This is a genomic window from Achromobacter sp. 1014246743, assembly GCF_059760725.1.
Map to the genome: position 1 here is coordinate 1 of NZ_JCBANA010000061.1, position 23,649 is coordinate 23,649.

A 23,649-nucleotide genomic window follows, 5' to 3' on the forward strand; every position below is an offset into this window, starting at 1 on the left:
TCGCTAGGCCGTCGGCAGCGGCTCGGCGCCGCTGCCGACGGTCTTCGGAAAGCGCTGCTTGACGTGGTTGCATTGCGCCACCCACTGCGCCACTTCGTCGGGCAAGACCTGGCCCGACGATTGCAGATGCTGGGCGAACTTCATGATCGCGTCGAGCTGGTCGCCGATGGCGGGATAGGCGCGTGCGCGCAGCGGCGCATACGGTTCATAGTGCCGGATTTTCAACGGTGAACTCCTTGTTCAGATAGGGCCAGGCCTCGATCGAGACCTGAAAGATTCCGGGGTGGGAAAATTCCAGCTCCACCACGGGTTCCGCGCAGGGGTAGTCGACATCGCCGATCCTGATGAGGCAGGGAACGGGAAGTCCGGAAAGCGTTCGTCCTGCCAACGTTGCCGGCAATTCTGGACGGGGTACGAGCGCCCCTTCCAGCACGTATTGCCGATCAGGATCACCCTCGCCATCGACAAAAGGATTCCCGGTGACCAGAGCGGTTGCCTCGACGCTCTCGCGGGGCCCGCTCATGACACCGACGATTTGGCCACTCGCGTCATAAAACGTTGCGGTATACATGCTCATTACCTCTTCACCATCAAGGCGACGACCCGAACGGTCGCGCCGTTGCTTGCTGAACCTGCCGAATCAACGACAATCCTGGTATTGCCGGCGATCGCAGAACCCACCGCCATGGCAGTCAGCGGCATGCTGGTATAGACCCACGGCATCGTGCCTTCGCCGCTTCCACTCTGCCAGGCCGAATGGCTGCCCGCCGCCCGCTCCATCAACTCACCATTGACGTAGATGCGCAGGTCTGTCGCTTGACCGTCGTATCCCGATCTATACGCGATAACCACCACGGGTCCCGCCACGTTGCTGTTGACGACAACCGTCGCGGATCCCTTTGCGGTCATGGACACCGGTATCGTCACCGCGTTACCCGCGATGGCCAGCGTATCCACCTGCGCGTCGATGATGTGCGCGCGCTTGATGTAGGCCTGACCGATATTGGCCACCTTGGCGTTGAACGACCCGGTATCGATCCGTTCCGCGCTCATGAACCCCGCATTGATCTTGCCTGCCTCCAGGCTCTGGATCATCGCGTTGGTGATCCGACCCGTGCCGATTACCGCGTCGTTAATGAAGGTCTGCCCCCCCTGGATCACGAAGGGCGTGGTGGTCTGGCCGTTCGCCAGGTTCAACAACGCCAGGCGGTCCGCCAGGAAATACACCGAGCTCTGCACCGTCCCGTCGGGCTGGGCGTAGGCGCCCATCGACATGCCGGCCGCATAGATATCACCGCCTTTCGTGATCTGGGCGCGGATGCTGTAGGTGGCCTTCAGCTGGCCGTCTACATCGACCAACGCGGAGCGGGTCTCTTGCACCCCGGCAGCCGCGCCGTTGGCAGTCGCCATGACCGTATCCACGCGCGAGGCCAATGCGCCATCCTCGTCGGCGCGCTTGATTTCCTCTGCGGTGATCGCCGCCCGGGTTTCCTCCAGACCGTCGGTCAGGCCGTCGATGGTGCCGACCAGTTCCTTGGCCAGCTCGTCGCGGCTGATCTGGCCGTTCAGGTATTCCAGGATCTCGCTGGCCTGCCAGCTGGCCTCGCCCATCACGCCCTGCTCGCCCGGATACCAGGCGCCGATCTCGCCGTTCAGCGCAACGATGCGCCCCCAGAAGTAGAAGCGCTTGCCGGCCGACAGCCCCATCAAGGTGTGGGCGCTTTGCGGGAAGGCATAGTCGCCCAGCTTGATGGCGCTGGCACGGTCGTTGGATGCGCTGTACCAGATCTCGGTACGCTGCGCCGTGAAACGCCCCTCCGGGAAGGCCCAGCGCAGGTCGATGCCGAACACCAGCGATTTGGTGGCCAGCAACGCCAGCGCAGGCGGCGGCGCGATGTCGCCTTCGAGCTTCGTCTCGGTGGAATTGACCCACACCGACGAGACGTCCGCCACGTTGATGGCGCGTATGCGCGCCACATAGGCGCCGGCACGGATGTCCGGCAGTTCCAGGGTCAGCGCGCCGGTGCGGCCCGCTTCGACCCAGTCGGAATTGTCGCGGCGCCATTGCACCTGATAGGCCACGGCCGACGCCGCCGCGTCCCAGCTGATCACACCGACGTGGCGCGCCATGCCCTGGTCGATCACCGAGCGCGAAGCCAGGCGGATGTTCGTGGGCGCCGGCTGCACGGACGGCGGCACCACGGTGATGGGCTTGGGGTCCAGGCGGGTGCCGAAGTCCACGTTATCGAACTTGCCGGGCTCGTGCTGCACCGCCGAAATCTCGGCAACCAGGCCTTCCTTGCGTTTCACGCTGAGCACGCGGAAGGTCTGCGCCGACAGCACTTCGGATTCCAGCGTCCAGACGCACTCGGCCTCGGGCGCCTGCGAGAACGGCGTGGTGACGGTGATGTGCAGCACCGTGCCGGGCAGGCCCACCAGATCGGCCGTCAGTTCGGTGGAATCCACCGTGAAGACGGTGTTGTCCGCCGTCAGGCCCGTACCCACCGCCTTGGCGACCACGCGGGTTTCCGACAGGCCGTTGGGCAGGTTGACCGTCAGCCGGTCGCCGGGGCGCACGCCCAGTTCGGCATCCACCGTGATCTTGCTGGCGCTGCCTTCATGGATGCGGCCGCCGATGCGGCGGCCGGCCAGGTGCTGGTCGGCCACACGGATGACGCTGCCCGGCCGCACGCGGCAGGCGTCCAGCCCCACCGAGAACGTCACCGAACGCGTTTCCATGTTGGACGTCAGCAGCATCCACTTGCCAATGCGATGCGCCTGGCCGCGCGACGTGCAGCCAAAGCCCGTCACTTCGATCTGCTGGATGCCGTAGCGCGCAATGCCTTCGCGATTCTCGACGTATTCGACCTTCTGGCGGCCCATTTCGGACATGTCGTTCCAGGACACCAGCGCCACCGTGTAGCGCGTGGTCAGCGCCGACCCGACGTAGTTGAACTTGCCTTCGACCACGTTGGCCGACGAGAAGGTGTAGACCGGATCGCCCGGCATGTCGGCCGACGCGAACACTGCGGCGTTGGCCCAATAGGCCATGCCGCGAAAGATCGACGCGAAGTCCTGTACCACGCGGTAGGCGTCGGCCGCCTGCTGCAGATACACGTTGCAGGTAAAGCGCGGTTCCTTGCCGCCAAAGCCGTCGTCGACCATCTCGTCGCAATAGCGCCCGATCTGGTACAGGCCCCACTTGTCCAGCCAGCCGGCGGGCACGCGGGTGCCCAGGCCATAGCGGTCGTTGCTGATCAGGTCGTAGAACACCCAGGCCGGGTTGTTGGTCCAGGCCAGCTTGAAGGTGCCGTCCCACACGCCGTCGTAGCTGCGCAGGTCCGTGTGGTAGTTGGAGGGCACCCGGATGATGCGGCCGCGCACGTGGTAGGCGCGGGTCGGGATGCTCTGGAACTGCGAGGCATCGATCTTGATGCCCACCACGGCCGACATCGGATAGCGCAGCTTGGCATCGACGATCTCGGTCACCGTATCCACCATCGTCCGGTCGGAGATGGTGTTGCTGTTGGCGTTGGGCGTGATGCGGCGCACGCGGATGTTCCAGCCTTGGCGCGCGCGCGGCAGGTCGATGCGATGCGAACGGGTATAGCGCTGCGTGGTCTTGCCATCGAAGGCGGTGGACAGCACCACCTGGTAGCCGGCGCCGTCGGTGTTCACCTCGATCAGGTATTCCACCCGATAACCGTTGATGTCGCCGTTCTTGGTGTCCGCGCGGCTCAGGCCTTCCACGGCCAGCGTGATGCGCACAGCGGACGCCTGCAGATTGGTGAACAGGCGGTTCCACGGCTGGCCGGACTTCAGCTCGGCATTGATGCCGATGGTGCTTTCCGACGCGGGAAAGCCGGGCAGCGGGTCCTGCAGCTGGGTACCCGTGCGAAAGTCGATGGACGCGCCGGTGAAGTTCAGCGAGCCGTCCTCGTTGGCCACGGGCGTGCCGTTCAGGTAGACGTCGCGCAAGGCGTTGTCCAGCCCGTGCACGGGGCCGTAGATCTCGCCTTCGCCCAGCAGGTCGATGACGCGGGCATAGGCGGTGCTGTGCAGGCTGTCCGGCGATTCCACCGGCGCACGGCCGCCGCCGCCCCCTTTGCCCTTGTGGCCGATAAGGTCCTGGCTGCCGGGCGCCCGCTTGCCGCCAAAAGCAAAGGCGCCCGAAGGCGCCTTGTTCCTGATGCGATGTCGTTGTTTCATACGTGGTCTTCCGAATAAATGCCTGCGGAGATCGTGGCGCTGCCGACGAACATTTCCCCGTACAGCAGCGGCACGGGATTGCCCTGCGCCGTGGTGTTCACGGGTCCGTTGAAGTTGTAGGAGGCGCCGTTTTCCGGGCCGTCCTTGGCGCTCAGCACGCGTTGCTGGGGCGACAGCATCTGGGCGACGCCGCCCAGCATCATCGACAGGCCCAGGGTTGCCGTAGCCTGCACCATGCCACCCGCCTGAAAAGCCGCCGCCAGGCCGCCGCTGTACCACGCCGCGGCCGCGATCAACACGGCGCCCAGCACGGTCTGGAACAAGCCGCCGTTCTTGGCGCCTGCCAGCACCGGTGCGATACGGATGGCATCCTCGCCCACCGGATACGCCAGCTCGTCTTCCGACAGGTTGCGACGGCCGGCAAAGCACGCAAATCGCACGCCGCGCGCGTCGCTATGCACCAGCGCCTTCTCGAAGCCGGGCAACAGCGCGCACAGCGCCCGCACGGCCTCGGCCGGGCTGGCGACCGCCAGCCGGTGCTCGCGGCCAAAGCGCGCGCCCAGCCAGCCGTATAGCCGCACCAAACGTAGTCTGTCGTTCATGCCATCCCCCCATGACGCAACACGACGCGGGTCGCCTCGCGCCAGAAACCACCGTACACCACCCTTTCGGAATCACGTCCGTACAGGTGATGCAGCATGGCGTCCGGCAGCGGAAACAGGCCCGGCGCCTCGGCCAGCGGCTCGGCGCCGATGAAGACGCCCGCGTGATTGGCCCGGTCGGACCGCACCTGCATGATCACCACGTCGCCCGGCGCCATGGTCTCGTGCGACGCCAGCGGCCGAAAACCCGCTTCGGCGTAGTGGTCCATGTACAGATTGCCGGCGCGCCCCGCTTCCCACCAGCCGTCTTCGCGCGCGAAATCGGGCAGGCGGATGCCGCGTTCCCGGGCGTACCAGTCGCGCACCAGCGAATAGCAGTCCAGCACGCCATGGGCGAACTGGCGGCCCAACAGCGGTGCCTGGAAGCCCTCGGGCGTGAACCCGCGGATTTCGCCGGCCCGGATCTTGCCATCCAGGCCTTTTTCCACCGCCACGATGTACCAGGGCAGGCCCGAGGCCTCGCAGGCCACGCGGTCGGCTTCGCTGGGCACCGCCGCGGCATCCGGATGCGAATGCACCACCGCCGCGATCTTGCCGGTTTCCTCGGCGGCTGCGTAGTCTTCGGCCGACATCACGAAATGTTCTTCGCTGGCGGCCGTATTGCGGCACGGCACATACCATTCACGGCGGCCGGCCTTGACCACCAGCCCGCAGCATTCCTGCGGATACGTCGCCACGCCATGGTCGCGGATGGCCTGCATCGTGCTCTTGCGCATGCTTATCCCCTGACCAGGTCGGCGGACGGAAAGCCGCCGAAGTTGATGATTTCGTATTCGCCGAAGCGCTTCTTGCAATCCGACATCAGGCCGGAACACCGGTCCAGCGTCGGGTCGTTGACGGGCTTGCCGTCCAGGTCGAACATGCGGCTGCCGGTGTAGCCGCAGTACGGACCGCGATAGCCGCCCTTGCGCAGCCACGCGCACACGCCCGCGATGATCGGCCGGTCGGGCAGCTTCTGCCCGTTGAAGTCCAGCGCGCTGGACAGCGAAAATTCCACCACCTGGGCGGTTTCCGCGGTCTTTTGCTGCACGATCCACACCTCGGGCGGCAGCTCTTCCTGCGGGTCCGCCGTCGGGTTGCCTTCCGGGAAGTTGGCCGCATCCAGGTACTTGCCCAGCGTGCGGCGCACCACCACCCGCGCGCCCACCAAGTCGTCCAGGTGGATGCACAGGGCCGAGATCACCCCGGCCAGCGGATTGCCCTTTTCGTCCTGGCCGATGTTGCCCACGCGCAAGGTGGGCGACGGCTGCTGGCCTTCACCCACCTGCTCGAAGCCTTCGGCCTGGATCGCCCAGGGGTCGTACTGCTTGCCTTGCCAGTAGATCGGGCCCGTCTGTGCGTAGCCATGAAAGCGCTGCACGGCGCCGCCGATCTCGCTGGCGTCCAGCTCGAACAGTTCGACCAGGGCGCCAGGTTCCAGCTTTTGTACGTCTGCGTTGATAGTCATTTTTCAAATCTCCTTCCGCGTTGCGGAAATGGCCTGACGCCTTACCAATAGAACTTGGCAAAGCCGCCCGCGCCGGCCCCGCCCGCGCCGCCCCCGGCCTGTGCCCCCGCCGGGGTCGTGCCACCGCCGCCGCCAGCGCCGTGCCCATAGGCGGTAAAGCCCGCCATGAGTTCAAAGCGGTTGGCGCGCGCGCCGCCACCGCCGCCGAACGGGCCGCTGGCACCCGCACCGGAGGTCACCCACGAGGCCACACTGGTCACGTCACCCGCGGTTGCGTCGCCGCCCACGGGATAGCCGGCTCCGCCCAGCGCGGGGCCGCCCGCGGAGCCTCCCTGACCGCCTTGGCCGGGATCCAGTGTCACCACCGTGTTGCCGTTGATCTTCACCGTGGTCGGGCCACCCGGCAAGCCGCCTCCCCCCGCACCCGATACACCGCCGCCGGCGCCCCCCGCGCCGCCCGCGCCGATGGACACCGTGACGGTGGAACCAACCGGTGCGGAGATCGTCCAGCCCAACACGGGCAAGCCCGCGCCGCCTCCTGCGCCGTTCAGCCGCACGCCCGTGCCGACGTAACCCGACCCGCCGCCGCCGCCCCCGCCACCCGCACAACCATCCAGGTACACCGTCGGCGCCGGCATGGCGAAGGTGTAGGTGCCGGGCTGCCGATACACCAGCGCTCGAACGCCGTTCTTGATCGCGTCCAGTTGATCGCGCGTCACCATATCGACCCGGGCATAGGCCGTGCCGCTCCAGCGATGCCAACCCACGCCGTCGACATAGACGTCGCCCGCATCCTGGCGCGGCAACTGCGATACCGCCGACACCGCTCCCAGTGCCAGCCAACGGCCCCATTGACCTGTGGAAGGGTCTCCGCTACGGACATAACGTGCATTGCGCAAGGACGAGTCCTGCTCATGCATCTCTGCCGTCTGCATGACGACGGCAGCAGATATGCGCAAACTCCACAAAGCGCCCGGACGGTTCGACGGGTGTGGGGGAAAGTGCGCGCCGCCCGCCATGGTGGCCGCGGCGTCCCAGGTGTAGCAGGCCGGCCCTGCATGCAGGGCGTCAAGGTCCACCCCGGGGCCCGTCAAGACCACGCGGTCGACCTTGCGGTCCAGGGCCACCTGTACCTGCCCGGCGCTGGCCAATTCCGCCCAGGGCCCCCACGTACCCAGGTAGCGCGTGCGCAGGAATTCGCGCGGCTGCTCCAGCGTATAGACGCGATAGCGCTGGTACACGAAATCACCCTGCGTCGAGACGTCGCGGCTCCAGGGCGTGGCGGCCACCGCCAGATGCCCGGCCAACGGCACGGGATAGTTGTGTCCCGCGGCGGCCACTTCGTTATTCAACTGGAAGTAGTCGCCCGGCACGTCCAGGGAATTCAGGTCCGTCTCAGGCGGCATCAAGATGGTGCCGTAGAGGGGGGGGACTTGAGATTCGGGTAGGGTGGCGCCGGCCCCGAGCGTAGCGACGCCATGCGGGACTCCCTTCTGCGCCAAGGGCACCGCCATGTCCGCCGTGGTCTGCGCGGCGGCGGCGGCCAGGCTAGCCGTGGTTGCCGTCGTCTGTGCACGCGTTGCCGCCGTCACGGCCGAGTCGGCAGTAGCCTGCGCCGTCGCGGCGTCCGCGCCTGCTCGATCAGCCTGGTGCTGCGCCTGCGCGGCTGCGGACGCGGCGCCGTCCGCGGTCGACTGGGCCTTGGTGGCAGCCGTGTGTGCGACGACGGCTGCCGCCTGTGCCGCGTCCACGCCGGTCTTAAGCTTCCTGTCGTTGGCGTTCACCTTGGCGAACGCATCACGATTCGGATCGCCCTGCCGGTCGTTGGGCATGGCGCCGATGTTGATGATGTCAAGATTTTCCATAGTGCCTTCCGTGTTTTTCCGGTCAGGGCCGGCCTTGGCGATCAGGGGATCGCCGTCTGTTCCAACGTGACCGCGACGGTGTACATGTCAGCGCCCATCGGCTGCACCGACAGGGATCGCGCCTTGTAGCGGCCTTCCTCGCCCAGCGGCGGCGTCCATGCGAAAGATCTGCCACCGGCATGCCGGTTGATGAACTCAAGGATGGGTCGCACGTAGGTCTCGTTGCCCACGAACTGCAGCGGCCACGACTGCGACACGGTATGGATGCCGTCCGCCACTTCCTGCTCGTAGCCATCGCCGAACTGCACCCGCAGGGTGCGGTCCTTGAACGTGCCGACGGGGTTGGGCCGCGGCGACCAGGTGAAGGTTTCGATTGCCATGTTCAAGCCCCTGCTAAACGGTTGTTGCTGGCCTGCCATGCCAGGCCACCCTGTCGATACGACTGCGTCATGCGACGGTCGACCAGTTGGTTGACGTATTCGCCGATCTGCTGGCCGAACTGCTTCCAGCCGCCTTCGCCCGACTCGGTTTCCGAATTGACGTTGCCGTCCTGCACATAGACGTTGACGGCGACCCCGCCGCCCATCTGGCCGGTGTCGCCGGCTACGTTCGGGAAGGCCGCGCGAATGCCCAGCGAGCCGTCAGCGCCGCGATGCAGCGGCATGATGGCTTCGGGGCCGGCTTCGCCCATGACGCCCATGGGGAAGGCCACGGGGCTGCTGACCATGCCGTTGGTGAAGGCGTTGCCTTTGGCGCTGGGGAAAAGCGATGAAAACGACGAAAGCGCGGTCCCGCCGGAAACGAAATTGCTTCCCACGGAAATTGCTCCCTGGGCGGCGGCGCCCCCGCCTCCGAACAGACCGGAGATGAAATTGCCCGCCGTGCCGATCCAGCCGCCTAGGCCGCCACCGTTCTCGTTCTTCATGAAATTGCTGCCGAACAGCGTTTCCATCAGCTTGGCCGAGGCTGCCGATGTCACCATCTTGGCGACGTTGTTCAAGAAGGACAGCCCCATCTTGTCGAACTTCTCGGCCACGAAGTCATACATCTTCGTGCCCAGCACGTCCTGGATCTTGCCTGCGCTGGTACGCGCGGATTCGACCAGCTTGTCATTCAGGTCCAGCATGAAATCGCCGTCCTTCCTGAAGCCGAGATTCCGTCTTTCCTTGTCGTACGTGCCCTGATCCAGCCTGCCGTCTCGCAGGGCCTGGTCCAGCGCCGCCATTTTTTGGTCCTTCTCGGCTTTTGCAGTCTCCGCGGTTTTCAGACTTGCGATGTAATCGCTCATCTTCATCTGCTCCTGGCGCTTGTCCAGACGCGTCGCCCCTTCGATCAGCCGATCCTTGTCAGGCTCGCTCTCGCCCGCGTACTTGCCGAATTCCGTCTCGTACAGCATCTTGCCGGTCTCGGACTTCAGGCTCATATACGCCGCGGTGCGCTTCTGGTCGGCAAGCACCTGCTCGACCACGGCCGATTTGACCGCTTCGGCGTTCTGCTTCAACGCCAGCGTTGCCCTTGCCTTTTCAGTGGTGCCGAGCTTGGTGACAGTGTTGTCTTTCGTGCCAGCCGTCGCGGCCTTCGCCAATTCACTGCAGCGCGCTTTCTGGGCTCCGATGTTGCGAGCCAGCAGATCGTTCTGCTGCTTGAGCGCCAGGTTTTCCGCAGCCAGCTGCGCCGCTGTCTTGTTACTTTCCATGGTCTTTCACCTCTTATAAATCCGCCTCCGGCCCGCTTGCGCGGGCCGGACACGTCGTCAAGACCCCTTCTTGACCTTCGACAGCAGGAACGCCTTCAACGCGTCCGCACCGGCCTCGGCCGGCGGTTCCGCATCGTCGGCGCCCCAGCGCACCAGCATGTCGGTGGCGCGCACCTTGGCGCCGGCAGCCTGCGCCACCGTGGCGGCCAGGCTGGCGGCGAGCAGGTCGGCCCGTTCGTCGCCCAAGGGAGACGTGCGGTCCAGTTCGCGCCACAGCGACAGTTCATGGGTGTCAATGGCCTGCATCAACTCGCCCAGCGTGCGCCCCAGCCGAAGCGCCAGGACCATCAGGAAACGGAGGTCTGGCGTTTCCTGGAGGGCTTTTTTGCGCGCTCCTGCGCCCCCTCCCCAAGGTTGCCCAGTTCGATCGCCTTGGCCACCAGCGTGGCGTGCGCCAGCCCGTAGGCCGCCGCGACGATGTCCACGTCTTCGTCGCGAAAGACACGCTGCGGACCATTGGCGGTCTGCTCGAACAGGGTGCGCACCAGCAGGCTGGCCGAGGCGCGGGTGTAATCCACGCCCGGCGCATCAAGCTTGGCGCGCACGGTGTCGTTGTCTTCGCCCGGCACCACGCCCGCGGCCGCCCAGATGGCGCGGATGTGGAACAGATGGTCGCCGGCGCTGGGCGCGCGCACGATGACGCGCGCGTCCTGCCATTGCGGCACGGTGACGGTTTCATGATGGAAACCAGCCAGGGGATCGGCGGCCAGGCCGCGCAGGCCCGCTGCGCGAGCCAGGGGATTGATCGACGTGTCCGTCATGGCGCTCAGCCCCCGTTGGCGGGTGCGTCGGTCAGCTTGACGGCGCCAGTGACGCGCACGTTGAACGTGGCGGACACGACGTTGTCCAGCTGGCCTTGCCACTGGTACTGCGTGACCAGGCCGAGGAACTCGAACTTGGCGCCGTCGGCGAAGGTCACGCGGAACGCGCGGGTCTTCTTGTCGCTGCGCGCGGCCACCAGCGCCTTCTGGGCGGGGTCACCGGCCTTCCAGTTGCCGGCCATGCTGAAGGTGCCGCTGTCGTCCAGGCCCAGGGCATATTCCTTGGCAGTGGACTTGAGCACGGTGACGTCGATCTCGGTGGTCTGGCCGCCCTGGAAGTTCGGGTCCTTGATGGTGATCGCCAGATCGGCGTAGGTCAGGCCAGCGGCGCCCAGGTCTTCGGTGGCCGTGGTGGACACTTCCAGCTGCGTGCCCTGGGTTTGAACGAATTGCGAAACGGTAGTACCTGCCATTGCAGACTCCAGAAAAAAGCCCGCCGATGGCGGGCAACTGTGGCCACCCCGAGGGTCGGCGCGGCCATGAAAAAGGCCCCGTGGCGAATGCCACGGGGCCTGATCAGCGTGTTGAGGATGAAGTGTCGAAGCAGCGCCGCCCGCCCACTGCGCGGGACTGGCATTGCACATGTCCTGAAAAGAAAAAACCCGCGGGCAAGCACGGGTTTCGTGTAGGCCAGCGGGTGGGTTTTCTTCGGGCGCAACTTGCCCCGACGACTGAATTATGCGCGGGCCTTGGACGGGCTGCAAGCGTTGGCGCGATCTGCGTGTCGCACTTGCGGCGCGGTCACCAGCGAACGACGACGCAAGGCGGGCAAGAGTGCGGCCTTGGCCTCCTGGTAGGCGGCATGCTGCTGCTCGGGCGTCATGCGCGGGTTGCTGAACACGCGCGCGCCGGCGGCCTTGTTGCCTGCGTGCACGCCGATGGCCGAGCGTTGCTGCCAGGGCAGTTCGTCGATGCACAATTCGGTCTGCTCGCCGCGCGCGGCGGTCAGGCGTGCATCGATGTCTTCGTCGTCGACGTAGGCGTCGTCGGGCACCATGCCCCGCGCGAATGCCGATACGCGGCCCACGCCCAGCTTGGGCCGGTAGCCGCGGCTCCAGTGGTACCACTCCATGATCAGTGCTTCGACCTGGTCCGATTCTTCTCGCGTCATGCCCTGCCCCTTCTGAATGCTTGCGCGGGCCGTGCGGTCCGCGTTGCCCGCCGGCCGCGCGGCGAACGAGCGCGCAATCGCGGCCCCCGCCTGCGATGCCGCCACTGCCCAGCCTTGCGGTGCCCGCAATGCCATGTTTGCTGCCTGATCCATATGCCGCTCCTTGCCGTTGAGTTCGTTGCCGGGATAAGCCGCCTGGCTGTCCCGGGAGTGCGCCGCGCGGGCGCCTGGTGCGCGGACCGGCTGCGCCGCCGGTCGGAAAGATTGTCGGGAGAAGTCTTCTGGTAGCGAAACGCTACCTACGCTTCCGTCTGATAACAGCACGCGTTTTGGGTAATTCATACCTGGAATTCTACAAGTGTATAATCGCCTTTTCAACACTTGTTGTTGCACAACATTCCACAACTGTTTAGCGTCCGCACCATGGCTCTCGGAAAACAAATCAGGCGCTATCGCGCCGCGCTCGGTCTCACCCTGGAACAGCTGGAAGCCCGCACGGGCGTGGGCGTGGGCACCATCGCCGCCCTCGAAGGGCGCGACAGCGAACGCTCGAAATACGCGGCCCGGCTGGCCGCCGGGCTGGGGCTGTCGCTGGAACAATTGCTGGACGAAGCGGCGCAGTATCCGCCCGATACGGTGCTGTCCGCGCCCGACACCCTGCTGCGCCTGGACGACGGCCTGGCCGACGATTTGCGCATCCCGCGCTTCGATACCGGCGGTGCCATGGGCGCGGGGGTCGAACTGCGCGACCAGCCAGGCGTGATTCAAAGCCTGCGCGTCAGCCAGGAATGGCTGCACAAGAACCTGCGGCACTACACCTCGGTCAGCAACCTGTGCGTCGTGACGGGTTTCGGCGACAGCATGCGGCCCATGTACAACCCCGGCGATCCGCTGCTGGTGGACCTGGGCGTGGCCAAGGCCGACATCGATGGCATCTATTTCTTTCGGGTGGGCAACGAAGGCTTCATCAAGCGGCTGCAACGCATTCCCAGCGCGCGGGGGTTGCTGATTCGCGCCAAATCCGAGAACACCAAGTACGACGCCTGGGACATCACCGAAGACATGGACCTGCAGATTTTCGGGCGTGTGCTGAAGGTGTGGCGCAGCGACGATTTCTGAGGCGCGCGATCAGACAGGCACGATCTGATGCGCGCGGGCTTGCGTGAGGCATTCGGCGATTCGCCGCCCTACTGCGCCACCCGCTGCGGCTGGGGGGTTTGCCACGTGCCATCCCGTAGCGCGGGCTTGGGCCAGTAATAACGCAGCGCCACCACGAACGGCCCCGGTGGCGTGGGTAGCCAATTGGCCTCGTGGCCCTTGCCGGGCGACGACGGTTGCAGGGCGAGCGTGATGCCGCCATCGCGGTCGCGCTTGAGCGACGACAGCATTGACGCGTTGATCGTGTAGCGCTTGGCGGCGTTGGGCACCAGCGTTTGCCCGGGCAGTCGATACAGCGTGACCGACCAGTAGGCATTGACCGGCGGCAGGCTTTTCGGGGCAAAGCGCAGCGTGTAGGCGCGCGTGCCATCCAGCGGCTGCCCGGCGCTGTCTTGTTCGAGCACCGGCGCCAGCACTTCTTCACGGCTGCTGCCGCCCAGGTCGACCTGGGCGCCGGCGGCACGCGCCAGGTAATCGTTCTTGAAGGTACGACGGTCGGCGAACAGCGTATCGGTCTTGCCGGCCAGCGCCACGCGGCGCTTGTCGATGTCGTTCTGGCCGTCGTGCATGCCTTCCTGCATCATCTGGCGCAGGCGGGGGTTCATGCGATCGGTCACGACCGGATCCCCCGGCCGGATGCGCAGGCTGTCCAGGCGCCGGCGCAGCGTTTTTTCGCTGTGCTCGACAGGCGCGAACTGCAGCAGGAATGCCAGCTGGTTGTAGAACTCGAGCGAGCTGCGCATCTGGGCGGGGGCTTCCGGCACGATCCAGGCGACCGGCGCCGGCGCGGGCGGCGCGGCCTTTTTCAGGAAGGCCGACAAGGGCTGGAGCTTGTAGCCCGCCTGGATGCGCTTGACGTTCGCGAGGTCGGCCGAGGAAAACAGCAGGGTGCGCCCGGAAAGCGTGACCAGCTCGGTTTCGGCGACGATGACCTTGGAAACGTGCTTGGGCGCCGTGCCTTTCCAGCGGGGACCTGCGATCAGGAAATGGCCGCCGCCATTGCCCGTGGCGCGGCTGCCGATATAGGCAAAGTTCTGGCCGTACAGGTCAGTCAGCTGCAGCGCGAAGTAGCGCCGCGATTCCATGGGAGGAACGCTGATGACGACCGGCTCGGCCCGCAGATCCAGCACGGCGGACGACCTGGCGGTGTCGAGATCGGGCGCCGCGAGGCCGGCGTCTTCCGGCGTGCCCCCCCGCGCATCAAGGTGCAGCGTGTTGAAGGGGCCGCGATACTGCGGGCTGGCGGAATCGATGTTCGTGGCGTACAGGGCCTGATAGCTGGCGACCATGGGGTAGCCGTAGACGTAGGCCTCTTTGGCGATGCGACGTGCTTCAGGTGCCGAGACGCCGTCGATGCCCACGAACTGCGACCCCGTTGCCGCGTCGGGCGACGTGAAGCTGCATCCGGCCAGGGTGGCGGCCAGCGCCACGCCGGCCATGCCGCGAAGGGTGGAAAGAAGGGCAGTGCCAACCAGGCGGTCGCGCATTCGATGCTCCAACATGGGCGGATGTTGGCAACGCCCAGATGGCGGCAGCGTCGCGGGCAAGACAAAAGGGTGGTCGAAATTCTGGCACACTTTTTGTGACCATAGTGAAACAGCGCCCCCTCAATCGCACTACCTGTCGTCTGATTCCTCGACGCCAGACGCGCTCACCGCGGCAGCGGCAAGCCTTCCAGCCGGGCCAGCGGAATCGGCGTGATGGCGCTTTCGGTGGCCGCGGCGTCGGTGGTCAGGTGCTGGATCAAGTCCACGGTGGTGGACCGGCGGGTCAGCATCAGGCAGGTGACCTCGGTGTCGGCCACGCGGGTTGCGTGCCAGCAGCCGGGCCGCATGCAGACGCCCTGCCCCTGGGCCACATGAAAGGCGGCCAGCGTGGACAGGTCCGGGCTGCCGTCCGCCGCGCTGCGCGCCACGACCTGGATGATGCTGCCTGTCAGCGGCACGATGGCTTGTTGCGTCAGCAAGTGCTTTTCCAGGCTGGCGATATCGGCCGACGCGCTGCGGTAATTGACCCACAGCACTTCCGCGTCCCCTCCCGCGCCGGTGTTGAACACGTGCTCTTGCCAGAAATCGGTGGCGTCGTTGGTAAAGAGCGGCACACCGTTGCCCTGCGGAATCGGCTTGCCCAGCATCCAGCCGTAGGGCTTGAAGGCATCGTCGGTCAGGTCGTATACAGGCAATGCGGCAGCGCGGGTCATGCGTCGTCCTTGGCGGAAGGGGTTGAAGGCAGGGAAGATTGCGATTGCGCGCGCAGGTTGGACGCGGCGCGCTTGGGAAATTCAGCGTCGTAGTCGAAGTCGCCGCGGGCGATGGCGGCCAGGATGGCGGCACGCCGCGCGGTCGCGCGTTTCAGGTTGGCGGCGGTGGGCTTGACGCGGATGCGTTCCACGCAATGCCGGCCCTGGTAGAAAAAGCCGATCTCGATGGACGATTCGGAAGCCGGCCGCACGCCGTCGAATCCTTTGTTCATGCCTGTCGTTGCTCCGATGCGGGGTTGATCACATGCGCGGGGTTGATCACATGCGGCGGTCAGCGCGCTGCGACGCTGCCAGGTGCGGCCTGCGCTTCCGAGGCCTGCGCCTGCAAGGCCAGCCGGCGCCAGTTGCGGCTGGCGTAGGCGTGCGCCTGGCGCAAGCCAGCCCAGAGGCTGACCTGCTTGATCCAGCGCAGGCTGCCCGCGGCCTCGAACTGGGTGGTCCGGCGCACTTCGGTGCCCTGTCCCGGCACTGCGCGCAGCTCAAAGGTATCCACCAGCTTGCCGACCCAGTCCGCGCACCACACGGTGCTCTGCTGCATCTGATAGCGCAAGCGTTCGTCGGGCTGCAATATCAGGATGCGCTGGTCGATGGTGCCGCGGTCGGTGGTGCACTGACGGGTGTTGCCCACGGCCGCCACGCCTTCCAGCACCTTGCAGCTGATCGGCTTGGGCACGCCCAGCCGAAACAGCAGCGGACGGTTGTCGTCCATGCGGGCATGCAGGAAATGCGGCCAGACATGGCGCGGTTCGCAGGGGAACAGCCAACGGGATTGAATCTGCATGTCGGGCTCCTTGCCGCAACGGTCCGCGCCAGCGCGGCGCACCGCAAGGTTATAGCGCGGATTGGCGTTGCGCCCGCCCGGCGCGCGCCCTTGGCGCCTTCAGCCGGCCATTGCCGCCCGCACGCGCGGCAGCTCGCGGTCGTCGATGGGCCAGTGCAGCGCCGCCGCCAGCACCCCCAGCGCCATGGCGCCCAGCCAGATCAGGTCGTAGGAATGGGTGGTTTCGAACACCACGCCGCCCAGCCACACGCCCAGGAAAGACCCGACCTGATGGCCAAAGAAGACAAAGCCGAACAGCGTGGTGATGTAGCGCACGCCGAACACCTGCGAGATCAGGCCGTTGGTGAGGGGCACCGTGCCCAGCCACACGAAGCCCATGACCGCCGCGAAGGCATACACCGACCAGGTGGACAGCGGCAGCAGGAAGAACAGCGCCATGGCGGCGGTACGCAGCAGGTAAATGCCGGCCAGCAGGTATTTGCGGCGGTGGTGCGCGCCCAGGATGCCGCAGACATAGGTGCCGATGACATTGGTCAGCGCGATGATGGCCAGGGCCGCGACGGCGTCGGCCGCGCGCAGGCCCTTGTCCATCAGGTAGGCCGGCAGGTGGGTGCCGATGAACGCCAGTTGGAAGCCGCAAGCCAGAAAGCCCAGGTTCAGCAACCAGAAGCCGGGCTGGGCGAAGGCTTCGCGAATGGCCGTCCCCATGGGCAGGTCGGCAGGCGTGGCGGACGCCCCGGTGGCGGCCGGCGCCGCCCGACGTGCGGTGTCCTTCAAGGGCCAGGCCAGCGGCAGCACCACCGCCAGCACCACCGCGAAGGTCAGCAGCGCGCTGACCCATCCCCAGCCGCCGATCAGCCATTGCGCGGCGGGTACCAGGGTGAACTGCCCCAGCCCGCCGATCGCGCCGGCCATGCCCAGCGCCCAACCGCGTTTTTCCGGCGGCACCAGGCGGCTGAGCACGCCGTAGATGACGGCGAACGCGGTGCCCGACAACGCGATGCCGATGCAGATGCCGGCGGTCCACATGAAGGCCGCCGGACTGGCGGCGTGGGCCATGCCGAACAACCCCACGGCGTAGCACACGAGACCGCCCAGGACGACCTTGGCCGAGCCGTAGCGGTCGGCGATCATGCCGGTGAACGGCTGCACCACGCCCCAGGTCAGGTTCTGCACCGCCAGCGCCATGGCGAAGGTCTCGCGCGACCAGCCGCGGTCCATCGTGATGGGCAAGAGGAACAGGCCCTGCACGTGCCGCACGCCCAGCGCCAGGCCCATGACGATGCCGCCGGCCAATACCATGACCCACAGGCGGCGCACGGTGGCGGGATGAACGGGCGTGGCGGACGGAGCGGCAGGCATGGCGGACCTCGGGTGGGAAACGTCAACACCCGCGCGGGCGGGCAGCTTGCGCTATTACAGGGCCGCTGCCGCCGGCGTTCAACTGATTAATTTTCGTCGGCGGCATGCGCGGCGGGAATGCCAGCCGGCAGCCACAACGAGAACACCGACCCCTTGCCGGGCACCGACCGCAGCGAAATGTAGCCGTGCAGCAACCCTGCCAGCCGTCGAACGATCGCCAGCCCCAAGCCCAGGCCCTGGCCCGCCATGGCCGCGGCCGGGGCCGCGTCGCCGCGCGTGAATTCGGCGAAAACGGATTCCTGCCGCTCGGGCGCGATGCCCACGCCGGTATCCCATACCTGGATCAGCACGCCACCGCGCCGCCGCCGTGCCGCCAGCAGCACACCGCCCGTGGCCGTGTACTGCAGCGCATTGCCCAGCAGGTTGTCGAGGATGCGGCGCAGCAAGGCGGGGTCGGTGTCGACCACGACGGCGGTGGGCAGCACCGACAAGCGCAGGCCGCGCGTGCGCGCCTGGGGTTCGAAGTCCTGGCGCATATCGTCGAACAGGGAGTCCAGCGCCACCGCCTGGCGTTCCACCCGCAGCGCATGCGCGTCCATGCGCGACAGGTCCAGCAGGCCGTCGAGCAGGCGGTTCAGGCCGTCCAGCACGGTCTGCTGACGGCGGGCCACCTGCAGCGCGTCCTGTGGCGTGACGCTGCCCTGTTCGGCGCGGCTGGCCAGCACATCGGTGAACATGCCCAGGGCGTGCACCGGCTGGCGCAGGTCGTGCCCCGCGGCGGCCAGGAAACGGGTCTTGGCGCGGTCGGCCGCGGCCACCCGATCGCGTTCACGCTCCAGGCTGTGGATCAGGGCCGTGTTCTCGAAGCGCAGCGCCACCGTGGTCTGCAAGCTGCGATAGGTGACGGCGCTGTAGTACAGGTTGACCCCCAACAGGCAGACGCCGAAGGCCGCATACACCAGGTGCAGGCCGTCGGCCGCCGCGAGGCAGGCGATGATGAAGGGCGCCACCATGCCCAGCGCCGACCCCGAGTACGCGGGCGGGTAGGCCGACAGCGACGGCACGGCGCCGCTGCACATGCCGGCCAGCATGACGCAGCCGAAAGCCAGCAGCATGTCCTGCCCTGACAGCACCGCCGCCACGCCCGCCAGCCCCCATAGCAGGCCTGACGTCCAGGACAGCAGGCAGAAACCCCGAACCCAGGGCCGCAACGGCCCGGGGCCGCGCCGCGCAAAGCGTTGGCTGACAGCCACCCGCAGCAAGGTCAGCACATAGACAATGGCGACCCACGACGCCAGCAGCCAGGTCGGCACGCTGCCGTGCATGACATAGGCCACGGGCACGACGACAGCGAAGTTGGCGAACAGCACGCCATGGGATTGCTGGTAGAGCAGCGCGGCCAGCTCGGCCGCGATGGCATCGGCGACATCGGGCGCCGTGCCGCCCGGCGTGCCGGAAAAAGGCTCGCCCGGCGAGCGAGGTGGGGGCAGCGCGGCGGGGTCGGTCATGCGCCTGGATCGGTCCCTATAATGACGCATCATTCTGACACAACCTTGCGGCGCCCCCTCCCGCCCTCCATGACCCTGCCCCTGCCACCTCCCCTGCTGCGCGTCCTGCTGGCCGATGACCACGGCATCGTGCGCGAGGGCTTGAAAATGGTCATGCACCAGGCGGCCAACCTGATCGGGTCGGTGGATGAAGCGGCAACCGGCGAACAGGTGCTGGCCCTGCTGGCCGCCCATGGCGCCGACGTGCTGGTGCTGGACCTGGGCATGCCCGGCGTGGCGGGGTCGGGCTGGGTGCGCGCCCTGCGCGAACGCCACCCGGCGCTGTACATCATGGTGCTCACCGCCAATACCGACGCGCGCAGCCGCCAGGCCATCCTGGAGGCCGGCGCCGATGCCTACCTGGCCAAGACCGGCAGCTCGCGCGAACTGATGGCAGCCATCCAGCGCCTGCACGATGACCACGCCCGCCAACCCGCCCGCGCCCGGCCCAGCCATGCCCCCGCCCCCGCCGAAACCCTGACGCGGCGCGAGCAACAGGTGCTGGCGCTGGCCGCGCAAGGCGCCACGTCCGCGCAGATCGGCGAGGCGCTGCACATCAGTCCGTTGACCGCGCGCAAGCATCGCGAAAACCTGATGCGCAAACTGACGCTGCACAGCACCGCGGAGCTGGTGGCCTACGCGGTTCGGCTGGGCCTGCCCAGCGCCTGACGGCGCGGCCCCGCCCCACCCAAGCGCCTTGCCCGCGCAAAAAGTTGGCCAAAAATACGGCGCCCGCCGTATTTGCTACCGAATCTTCCAAACGTAGACTGATTTCGCAGCGTCCTGCGATCTCTTCCTGCGAGGGGCCATGGGAGATCACAGGCCTGCACCGAATTCCCTCATGCCCATCAGAACGTGCGCGGACCGCACCGGCTCCGCGGCAGGACGGTGCGCGCCCAAGCCAGGCGCCGCTTGCCCGGCGTGCCGAGCATCCCGTCCATGCACCGTTGCACCGTCACCATGCACCCTGCTCTCCGTTACGCCGCCTCCGCCCAACCCGACCCGGTCAGCCAGCTGGTGCGCGAGGAATCCGAACGCTTGCGACGCTTCGTGCTGCGCCACGTGGGCAACGGCTCGGATGCCGACGACATCACGCAGCAGGCGTTTGTCGAGATGTCCTGTTGCTACGACCAGTTCCGCGGCGAGAGCAAGCCGTCGACCTGGCTGTTCGGCATCGCGCGCAACCTGATCCGCAACCACCTGTCGCGTTCGCCTGAACGGCGCTTTACCTTCGTCAGCGACGACGCGCTGACCGACGAATCGGACCTGCATGCCGATCCGGCCAACCGCGTCGAGCTGCTGCAGTTGCTCCGCATCCTGGACCGCTCGCTGGCCGCGATGCCGCCCGACCTGGCCGAATTGCTGGTGCTGATCTGCGTGGACGAACTGTCGTACGAGGATGCCGCGGCACAATTGGGCCTGCCGGTGGGCACCGTGCGCAGCCGCCTGTCGCGCGCCCGCGCCCTGGTCCGTTCGCGCATGCGCGCCCAGGGTGCCTGGCTGGACGATTAACGGTTCGTTCTTAATCGTTACATTTCTCGGTTTTTTGACTGCTACTGCTGGTTACAGTGCTGCCTTCCCCCCACTTTTGGCAGGCAACCCGACCATGCGGCACGTCCGGCTTCGCTCATTCCGCCTGTTGGCGCTCGCTACGGCCATTGCCGGCTCGTACGCGGCGCCGGCCAGCGCCCAATACGACAGAGACTGGCAGCGCGCGTGCCTCGGCAGCACCTATGCCATCAACCCGGACACGCCCTGCAACCGCGCCTATGCCGAGGGGCTGGCGGCCGTGCAGGTCGGCAAGACGAGCGACCCGGCCGGCACCTGGGGCTACATCGACAAGCAAGGGCGCATGGCGATACAGCCCGCCTTCCGGGAAGCCGAATCCTTCCAGAACGGGCTGGCCGCCGTGCAACAGGGCGAGCTGTGGGGTTACATCGATGCCCGCGGCGAGTGGGCGATCCAGCCGCGCTTCACGCGCGCCACCGGCTTTAACGCCGAAGGCACCGCGCTGGTCGAACTGGACGAGCGCGACGTGCTGGTCAACCGGCAGGGCCAGATCGTCAAGACGTTCGAGCTGGGCATGCGTTCGTGGGGCTTCGAGCCCGGCCAGAAACTGGCGTCCATGGAAGTGCCGCAAGCGCCGCGGCTGTTCGACACGGCGACCGGACGCGCCCTGACGCTGCCGGGCGACGTGATGGCGTTGTCCAAGCCCACCACCGGCGGTTACCTGCCCGCGCAGCGCCGCAGCGCCCGCTACGGCGGCGCCTGGGGGCTGCTGGATGCCGAAGGCCGCTGGGCCATCGCCCCTGATGTGCTGCGTTCGCACGAACCGCCGCGACGCGATGGCGACACGATCGCCGTGCGCCGCGACGAGACCTGGATGTTCGTGCGCCCCGACGGCACGCCGCTGTCCGACACCCGCTACAGCGACGTGCAACAGGTCGCGCCCGGCCTGTGGCTGGTCAGGTCCAAAGGCGACGGCCCGTCCCTGCTGCTCGATGGCAAGCTGGCCACGCTGCACACCTTCTCGGTCAACTACGCGGCCGTCGAAGAACGAAACGGCTGGAAGATCCTGAGCGATGCCGATGCGGTGATGCTGGTCTTCCCCGACGGCAAGATGCGCAAGATTCCCGGCCACATGCCTCAGGTGACGATCAAGAATGGCCTGGCCTGGGTGTATGCCTTTGCCCCGACGCCGCCCGCCAATGGCGGCGGCGATGCCGTCCGGCCGCCGCAAGAAACGGACGCCACGGCCGCGGCCCCGGCCGAGGCCGCCGCTGCCGCCGACACGGTTCCCGCAGAGGCCACCGCCGCCGCGGACACCGCCACCGTCGCCGATGCCGCGGTGGATGCCGCCTCGGACCAGGCCGTCCCTGCCGCCACTGCTGCCGCCGACACCGCAACCGCGATCGACATCACCGGCAGCAGCACGCAGACCGAAGCCAGCCTGGTGCAGATCTACCGGCCAGACGGCACGACGCTGCTGGACGCCGACACCGCGGCGCGCCTGGCCCGCTACCGGGTGTCGGAATTCACGCCCCGGAACGCAGCCGACGCCGCACCGGACGAGGCCCAGGCCGGCACGCAAGACAACGCCCAACTGCCCCTGGCGCTGCTGCGCCCCGACGACTACACGCAGCCGTCCGGCATCCTGACCCCATCCGGCAGGATCGTCACCAACCCGGATTGGGACGACATCAATACCTACAACGCCAGCGCGCCGCTGGTGGTCAAGACCCGCCAGCGCGGCGTGGGCCTGATCGACGCGGAAGGCAACTGGCTGCTGCCGCCCGATTACGAGGGCATCCGCGGGTTCGACGGCCCGTATTCCTGGGCCCGCACGACCGGCATGGACCGCCGCTCGGCATTGCTGATCGATGCGCGCGGCCAGGTGCAGAAGCTGCCGGCGCGGGTGGAAGTCAACGGCGAAAAGATCGACGGCGACCTGCTCTACTACTACACGCAGGACGACAACCGCCGGCAACGCTGGGGCCTGTGGAACATTCGCAGCGCCAGCGTGGCCGTCAAGCCGACGCTTGAAAGCATCGAGGAATTCAAGGATGACTGGGCCAACGCCCAGGACAACGACCGCTGGGGCGTCATCGACCGCCAGGGCAAATGGGTGGTGCCCGCCACCTATGCCGGCAGCTACGACCTGGACTACCTGGGCAATGGCTACCTGCTGGCGCGCGAACCCCGCGGCAAGGGGGCTTCCAGCAGCTATCGCGAAAGCTATCGCCTGATCAACCTGCGCACCGGCCAGCGCAGCCCGCTGCTGAGTGCAAAGCCGCAGGACCTGCGGCAGGGCCGCTTCCTGGGGCAGGGGCAGGACGGCGCCACGCTGCTGTTCGACCGCCAGGGCGGCACCACCCGCCTGTGGGAAGGCAGCCCTGACCGCCAGGAACAGTACGGCGACTGGATCTACGTGCAATACCGTTCACGCAATGGCGCGATCGATGCCCGCGGCAACATGAAGATCGCCGCGGTGAACGGTGAGTTCAACCCGTTCTTCGTGCAGCCCGAGGGCTTGGCCCGCGTCTATGACGGCCAGAGCTACCGGCTGATGGACGAAAACGGCAAGACGCTGCTTGCGCAGCGCGGCGACGGCACGCCGCTGGCGTCGATGAAACGCCTGGTGTTCGACGACGAAGAAACGTCCGAAGGCATCATCACCGACCTGCAGGGCCGCGAGATCACCCGCATCAAGGGCAAGTATTCGCTGGAGGAACGCAAGGCCAGCGAAGGGGTCGTGCCGTATCGCGGCCAGAACGACCGCTATGGCTTCATCAACGCCGACGGCAAGCGCATCGTCGGCCCCTACTTCGACAAGCTGGGCCCGCTGCGCAATGGGCGGGCGCTTGCCCAACGCACCCAGCGCACCGGCGAACAGTACGGCTACATCGACCTGACCGGCCGCTACGTGATCGCGCCGGACTTCGGCTGGGCCTCCGACTTCCAGGACGAACGCGCGCTGGTGCGCCGCGGCCGCCTGCTGGAATTCATCGACCCCCAGGGCAAGACCACCGCGTTGTTCGGCAAGCTGTGCGACGAAATCGTGGTGCTGGACGCGCAAGAGCGCCAGGCCTGGCCGCGCGAAAAGCTGACCTGCCCCGAAGCCGCCGAGATCGAACTGGCGCCCGTCCCCGCATCCGCCAAAGCAGAATGAC

23 protein-coding genes are annotated in these 23,649 nt (G+C 67.1%); 4 read left to right on the forward strand and 19 right to left on the reverse strand.

Annotated features, from left to right (window positions below):
- Positions 1–3: 3 nt before the first annotated feature.
- The 13 genes from AC6LJ2_RS22565 to AC6LJ2_RS22625 all read right to left on the reverse strand — a co-directional run bounded on the left by AC6LJ2_RS22565 (position 4) and on the right by AC6LJ2_RS22625 (position 12,024).
- Positions 4–225, reverse strand: coding sequence for a hypothetical protein (locus AC6LJ2_RS22565; protein WP_498152224.1), 222 nt, complete (start codon positions 223–225; stop codon positions 4–6).
- Positions 206–577 carry a hypothetical protein gene (locus AC6LJ2_RS22570; RefSeq protein WP_263909250.1) on the reverse strand — a complete coding sequence of 124 codons (372 nt, stop codon included), beginning with the start codon at positions 575–577 and terminating at the stop codon, positions 206–208. Before AC6LJ2_RS22570 ends, AC6LJ2_RS22565 begins: the two co-directional genes overlap by 20 nt.
- Positions 577–4,209 carry a TipJ family phage tail tip protein gene (locus AC6LJ2_RS22575; protein WP_263909248.1) on the reverse strand — a complete coding sequence of 1,211 codons (3,633 nt, stop codon included), beginning with the start codon at positions 4,207–4,209 and terminating at the stop codon, positions 577–579. The genes AC6LJ2_RS22570 and AC6LJ2_RS22575 overlap by 1 nt, the downstream gene beginning before the upstream one ends.
- Positions 4,206–4,811, reverse strand: a complete 606-nt coding sequence (locus AC6LJ2_RS22580) for a tail assembly protein (protein WP_498152225.1) — start codon at positions 4,809–4,811, stop codon at positions 4,206–4,208. Before AC6LJ2_RS22580 ends, AC6LJ2_RS22575 begins: the two co-directional genes overlap by 4 nt.
- Positions 4,808–5,587: a Mov34/MPN/PAD-1 family protein gene (locus tag AC6LJ2_RS22585; protein ID WP_263909244.1), complete on the reverse strand. Its 780-nt coding sequence runs from the start codon at positions 5,585–5,587 to the stop codon at positions 4,808–4,810. Before AC6LJ2_RS22585 ends, AC6LJ2_RS22580 begins: the two co-directional genes overlap by 4 nt.
- Positions 5,588–5,589: 2 nt before the next feature.
- A complete protein-coding gene (locus tag AC6LJ2_RS22590; RefSeq protein WP_498152226.1) occupies positions 5,590–6,318 on the reverse strand; it encodes a phage minor tail protein L in 729 nt (242 codons plus the stop codon).
- 41 nt (positions 6,319–6,359) lie between these two features.
- Positions 6,360–8,183: a pyocin knob domain-containing protein gene (locus AC6LJ2_RS22595; RefSeq protein WP_498152227.1), complete on the reverse strand. Its 1,824-nt coding sequence runs from the start codon at positions 8,181–8,183 to the stop codon at positions 6,360–6,362.
- A 41-nt stretch (positions 8,184–8,224) separates the two neighbouring features.
- Entirely contained in the window at positions 8,225–8,563 is a 339-nt protein-coding gene (locus AC6LJ2_RS22600) for a phage tail protein (RefSeq protein WP_498152228.1), read from the reverse strand.
- 2 nt (positions 8,564–8,565) lie between these two features.
- Positions 8,566–9,879 (reverse strand): phage tail tape measure protein, encoded by a 1,314-nt coding sequence (locus AC6LJ2_RS22605; protein ID WP_498152229.1) that lies wholly within the window; start codon positions 9,877–9,879, stop codon positions 8,566–8,568.
- Positions 9,880–9,936: 57 nt separating this feature from the next.
- On the reverse strand, positions 9,937–10,227 hold the full coding sequence (locus AC6LJ2_RS22610) for a phage tail assembly protein T (RefSeq protein WP_263909234.1): 291 nt from the start codon (positions 10,225–10,227) through the stop codon (positions 9,937–9,939).
- Complete coding sequence (locus AC6LJ2_RS22615) at positions 10,227–10,700, reverse strand: phage tail assembly chaperone (protein ID WP_263909232.1); 474 nt, start codon at positions 10,698–10,700, stop codon at positions 10,227–10,229. Before AC6LJ2_RS22615 ends, AC6LJ2_RS22610 begins: the two co-directional genes overlap by 1 nt.
- Positions 10,701–10,705: 5 nt before the next feature.
- Complete coding sequence (locus AC6LJ2_RS22620; RefSeq protein WP_049076510.1) at positions 10,706–11,173, reverse strand: phage tail tube protein; 468 nt, start codon at positions 11,171–11,173, stop codon at positions 10,706–10,708.
- 263 nt (positions 11,174–11,436) lie between these two features.
- Positions 11,437–12,024: a hypothetical protein gene (locus AC6LJ2_RS22625; RefSeq protein ID WP_263909230.1), complete on the reverse strand. Its 588-nt coding sequence runs from the start codon at positions 12,022–12,024 to the stop codon at positions 11,437–11,439.
- 270 nt (positions 12,025–12,294) lie between these two features.
- Here AC6LJ2_RS22625 and AC6LJ2_RS22630 point away from each other — a divergent pair, with 270 nt between their 5' ends.
- A complete protein-coding gene (locus AC6LJ2_RS22630) occupies positions 12,295–12,990 on the forward strand; it encodes an XRE family transcriptional regulator (protein ID WP_263909228.1) in 696 nt (231 codons plus the stop codon).
- A 68-nt stretch (positions 12,991–13,058) separates the two neighbouring features.
- On the opposite strand, the gene AC6LJ2_RS22635 is transcribed toward AC6LJ2_RS22630, so the two are convergent.
- The 6 genes from AC6LJ2_RS22635 to AC6LJ2_RS22660 form a co-directional block, all read right to left on the reverse strand.
- A complete protein-coding gene (locus tag AC6LJ2_RS22635) occupies positions 13,059–14,516 on the reverse strand; it encodes a DUF1254 domain-containing protein (protein ID WP_445657649.1) in 1,458 nt (485 codons plus the stop codon).
- A 164-nt stretch (positions 14,517–14,680) separates the two neighbouring features.
- The gene (locus AC6LJ2_RS22640) at positions 14,681–15,229 is read right to left on the reverse strand and encodes an ureidoglycolate lyase (protein WP_498152230.1); all 549 of its coding nucleotides are present in this window, start codon (positions 15,227–15,229) and stop codon (positions 14,681–14,683) included.
- Positions 15,226–15,501, reverse strand: a complete 276-nt coding sequence (locus tag AC6LJ2_RS22645; protein WP_263909222.1) for an Arm DNA-binding domain-containing protein — start codon at positions 15,499–15,501, stop codon at positions 15,226–15,228. Before AC6LJ2_RS22645 ends, AC6LJ2_RS22640 begins: the two co-directional genes overlap by 4 nt.
- 59 nt (positions 15,502–15,560) lie before the next feature.
- The gene (locus AC6LJ2_RS22650; protein ID WP_263909220.1) at positions 15,561–16,070 is read right to left on the reverse strand and encodes an SRPBCC family protein; all 510 of its coding nucleotides are present in this window, start codon (positions 16,068–16,070) and stop codon (positions 15,561–15,563) included.
- 99 nt (positions 16,071–16,169) lie between these two features.
- Complete coding sequence (locus AC6LJ2_RS22655; RefSeq protein WP_263909218.1) at positions 16,170–17,432, reverse strand: MFS transporter; 1,263 nt, start codon at positions 17,430–17,432, stop codon at positions 16,170–16,172.
- Positions 17,433–17,518: 86 nt separating this feature from the next.
- Positions 17,519–18,940: a sensor histidine kinase gene (locus tag AC6LJ2_RS22660; protein WP_498152231.1), complete on the reverse strand. Its 1,422-nt coding sequence runs from the start codon at positions 18,938–18,940 to the stop codon at positions 17,519–17,521.
- Positions 18,941–19,009: 69 nt separating this feature from the next.
- On the opposite strand from AC6LJ2_RS22660, the gene AC6LJ2_RS22665 reads away from it, so the two are divergent.
- The 3 genes from AC6LJ2_RS22665 to AC6LJ2_RS22675 all read left to right on the forward strand — a co-directional run bounded on the left by AC6LJ2_RS22665 (position 19,010) and on the right by AC6LJ2_RS22675 (position 23,648).
- Positions 19,010–19,648 carry a response regulator gene (locus AC6LJ2_RS22665; RefSeq protein WP_263909213.1) on the forward strand — a complete coding sequence of 213 codons (639 nt, stop codon included), beginning with the start codon at positions 19,010–19,012 and terminating at the stop codon, positions 19,646–19,648.
- 291 nt (positions 19,649–19,939) lie between these two features.
- Complete coding sequence (locus AC6LJ2_RS22670) at positions 19,940–20,491, forward strand: sigma-70 family RNA polymerase sigma factor (protein ID WP_263909211.1); 552 nt, start codon at positions 19,940–19,942, stop codon at positions 20,489–20,491.
- A gap of 94 nt (positions 20,492–20,585) precedes the next feature.
- Entirely contained in the window at positions 20,586–23,648 is a 3,063-nt protein-coding gene (locus tag AC6LJ2_RS22675; RefSeq protein WP_498152232.1) for a WG repeat-containing protein, read from the forward strand.
- The last annotated feature ends 1 nt before the right edge of the window (position 23,649 follow it).